Genomic DNA, 3,464 nt, shown 5'->3' with positions numbered 1-3,464 from the left:
CGGCAACCCCGTTCCCGGACCGACCTCCGTGCTTCCGGCTGCCACTCTGGCTGCGAGCTATGGCTCGTTTGACGATGAGGACGACGACGACTTCTCGTTGCCGGGCAGCGAGACTGAGAACTTCTAAGACGCTTACCCGCCAGTTGCTCTCTAGCGTGGGCAACTGGCGGAAAGTGTCAGGTAACACCCAGATTTCCGAGGTTGTCAGAGCATCGGCAACTGAGAACTGACAACTTCGAAGAGAGAGAATTGATATGCGCCACCGTAATGGAGGATTCAAACTCGGACGCAACACCAGCCACCGCCGCGCTCTGCTGCGGAACCTGACGACGTCCGTGATTCTTGAGGATCGCGTAGAGACCACGGCCATCAAGGCCAAGGCTGTCCGCCCCCTCGTTGAGAAGATGATCACGCTGGGCAAGCGCGGTGACGTGCACGCCCGCCGCCAGGCTGCTGCCTTCCTGCAGACGCCGCAGGCTGTGGACCGCCTGTTCGCCACCGTGGCTCCGCGCTACGGCGATCGCAACGGCGGCTATCTCCGCATCACCAAGACCGGCTTCCGCAAGGGAGACGGCGGTGAGAAGGCGTTCATCGAGCTGTTGGGTGCTGAGGCTGAGCTCGGCGAGAAGCGCGAAAAGCGCGAAGCTGCCAAGGCCAAGAAGCGCGAAGAGCTGCAGAAGCAGCTTGAGGAACAGCAGCAGGCTGACGGCGGCGAGAACGCGGCCTAAGCAACAGGAATTTACAGCAACAAAAGCGCGCCTTCGGGCGCGCTTTTTCGTTTTCTGCCAATCTCTTTTTTTTGCTTTGACGCATGAGGTTTTCAACATAGACAGCGAGCACTATTTCCGCGGGCGCCCCCGGCCTGATAACCTCCTGCCGGAGGATTTAGCGCATGAGCACAGTACGTCTACTGGTCGGAACGCGAAAAGGCGGTTTTGTGCTGACTTCAGACGGGAAGCGTCAGGACTGGACGGTGGAAGGCCCGTTCTTCGCCGGCTGGGAGATCTATCACATGAAGGGCTCGCCGGTAGATCCTAACCGTATCTGGGCGTCGCAGAGCTCAGGTTGGTCTGGTCAGGTGCTGCAACGTTCCGACGACGGCGGGAAGACCTGGACAGTCGCCGGCAACAAGTTTCTCTATGAAGGAGAAGCCGGAACGCACCAGTGGTACGACGGCACACCGCACCCATGGGAGTTCAAGCGCGTCTGGCACCTGGAGCCTTCTCTGAGCTGCGCGGATACGGTCTTCGCGGGTGTAGAAGATGCCGCCATGTTCAAGACCACAGATGGCGGCACAACCTGGAGTGAATTACCGGAGCTCCGGAAGCATGGCACAGGTAAAGACTGGCAGCCGGGCGCCGGCGGCATGTGCCTGCATTCGATTGTGATCGACCCCACCGACGAACAGAGGATGTTCATTGCGATCTCGGCGGCGGGCGCGTTTCGTACCGATGATGGCGGCGGCAGTTGGAAGCCGATCAACAAGGGACTCCACTCGAAGTACATCCCTAATCCGACGGCTGAGGTCGGGCACTGCGTGCACCATATCGCCATGCATCCATCCAAACCAAAGACCCTGTTTATGCAGAAGCATTGGGATGTGATGCGGACCGATGATGCCGGCGAGAACTGGTCAAAGGTAAGCGGCAACCTGCCAACGGACTTTGGATTCGTCATCGATGTACATGCGCACGAGCCTGAGACCATCTTTGTAGTGCCCATCAAGAGCGACTCCGAGCATTTTCCCATGGAGGGACAGTTGAGAGTCTTCCGTAGCAAAACAGGAGGGAATGAGTGGGAGCCGTTGAGCCGGGGGCTTCCGCAGAAGGACTGCTACGTGAACGTTCTGCGCGACGCCRTGTCTGTCGACCGCATGGATGAGTGCGGCATTTACTTCGGCACAACCGGAGGACAGGTATATGCATCGCCCGATGGTGGCGAGAACTGGCAGGCAATTGTGCGGGATCTGCCTGCGGTGCTTTCCGTGGAGGCTCAGACGCTGCCGTGAGTGCGATGGTGCGGGTGGAATTGCCGGCCCATCTCTGTAGGCTCGCAGGTGTCGGCCATGAAGTGACGGTAGCGGTGGATGCCGCTCCGGTGACGATTGCTGCCGTTCTGGAGGTACTGGAACGCGATTACCCCGCATTGGAAGGCACCATCCGTGAGCACGAGACGAAGCAGAGGAGAGCGTGGCTCCGCTTCTTTGTCTGCGAGGAGGACTGGTCGCATGTCGGCATGGATGCCGTGTTGCCGGGAGTGATCGTGAACGGCAAAGAGCCGCTGCTGGTGATAGGAGCAATCGCCGGCGGGTAATCAGTTTGTATCGAATGCCCCACCCATTGCGATGCAACGGGTAGGGCATCCAGTTCTGTGGTTAATTCAGCAGGTACACACAGGTGCTCTAGCGCTTGCCGAAGACGTCGCCCATGCGGCGAATCTGGGCGCCGACGCCGCGAAGCTTCTCTTCGATGCGTTCGTAGCCGCGATCCATGTGATAAACGCGGTCCAGGATGGTTTCACCGTCGGCAACCAGGGCGGCAAGCACCAGAGAGGCCGAAGCACGCAGGTCAGAGCACATGACGGCTGCTGCCTGCAGCGGAGTCTTGCCGACGATGGTGGCTACACGTCCCTCGGTGCGGATATTGGCGCCCATGCGATTCAGTTCCTGAACGTGCATGAAGCGGTTCTCGAAGATGTTCTCGGTAACGATGCTGGTGCCATCGCACTGCGTCGCAAGCGCCATGTATTGGGCCTGCATATCGGTAGGGAATCCCGGGTACTCTTCGGTGGAGATGTCCACCGGCTTCAAGTGACCTTCGCTGCGGACTCGAACGCTCTCGCGACCGACATCAATGCGTGCTCCGGCGGACTCCAGTTTGCCGATGACGGCGCCCAGATGCTCTGGGTTGCAGGAGTCGACGTTCAGGTCACCACCGGTGATGGCGCCGGCAATCAGGAAGGTGCCGGCTTCGATGCGGTCAGGATTGATGCGGTGGCGTGCGCCGTGGAGCTTGTCGACTCCCTTTACCTTAATGGTCGATGACCCCGCGCCTTCGATCTGGGCTCCCATCGCTGTGAGCAGTGCTGCCAGGTCAGTAACTTCCGGCTCGCGGGCACAGTTCTCGAGCAAGGTCTCACCTTCGGCCATAACAGCGGCCATCAGGATGTCCTCGGTACCCGTAACCGTGATCTTGTCGAAGACGATATGTGCGCCCTTCAGGCGTTGCGTGCGGGCCTCAATGTAGCCGTGATCGTAAGTGATGGTGGCGCCCATCTTTTCCAGTGCCGCCAGATGCAGGTCGATAGGGCGGCCGCCGATGGCGCATCCTCCGGGCATGGCGACGCGCGCCATACCGGTCCGGGCAATCAGTGGACCAAGCACCAGCGAGCTGGCGCGCATGGTCTTTACGATCTCGTATTTGGCGACCGGGTCAGAGAGATTTGCGCACTGGATGCTGGTACGG

Annotated in this window: 4 protein-coding genes and 1 pseudogene; 4 read left to right on the top strand and 1 reads right to left on the bottom strand. The window is 59.9% G+C overall.

What is annotated here, in order from left to right; all coding sequences use genetic code 11:
- The 4 genes and pseudogenes from AB4043_RS19040 to AB4043_RS19025 all read left to right on the top strand — a co-directional run.
- Positions 1-127: pseudogene (locus tag AB4043_RS19040) on the top strand (DNA-directed RNA polymerase subunit alpha); the annotation flags it as partial.
- Between the two features lie 127 nt (positions 128-254).
- A complete protein-coding gene (gene rplQ, locus AB4043_RS19035; RefSeq protein ID WP_442299360.1) occupies positions 255-728 on the top strand; it encodes a 50S ribosomal protein L17 in 474 nt (157 codons plus the stop codon).
- A 164-nt stretch (positions 729-892) separates the two neighbouring features.
- The gene (locus tag AB4043_RS19030) at positions 893-2,008 is read left to right on the top strand and encodes a WD40/YVTN/BNR-like repeat-containing protein (RefSeq protein ID WP_442307784.1); all 1,116 of its coding nucleotides are present in this window, start codon (positions 893-895) and stop codon (positions 2,006-2,008) included.
- Positions 2,009-2,013: 5 nt separating this feature from the next.
- Complete coding sequence (locus tag AB4043_RS19025; RefSeq protein WP_442299855.1) at positions 2,014-2,313, top strand: MoaD/ThiS family protein; 300 nt, start codon at positions 2,014-2,016, stop codon at positions 2,311-2,313.
- An 88-nt stretch (positions 2,314-2,401) separates the two neighbouring features.
- Here AB4043_RS19025 and murA read toward each other — a convergent pair.
- A partial coding sequence (murA, locus tag AB4043_RS19020; protein ID WP_442307783.1) for a UDP-N-acetylglucosamine 1-carboxyvinyltransferase occupies positions 2,402-3,464 on the bottom strand: 1,063 nt, incomplete at its 5' end.

The organism is Terriglobus sp. YAF25 (genome assembly GCF_052113305.1).
Lineage (GTDB): Bacteria > Acidobacteriota > Terriglobia > Terriglobales > Acidobacteriaceae > Terriglobus.
The sequence above is the reverse complement of the archived record's forward strand: the minus strand, read 5'-3'. Positions and strand labels throughout refer to the sequence as shown.

Coding starts and splice junctions, on each gene's coding strand:
- rplQ (WP_442299360.1), top strand. CDS start 255: ATGCGCCACCGTAATGGAGGATTCAAACTCGGACGCAACACCAGCCAC.
- AB4043_RS19025 (WP_442299855.1), top strand. CDS start 2,014: ATGGTGCGGGTGGAATTGCCGGCCCATCTCTGTAGGCTCGCAGGTGTC.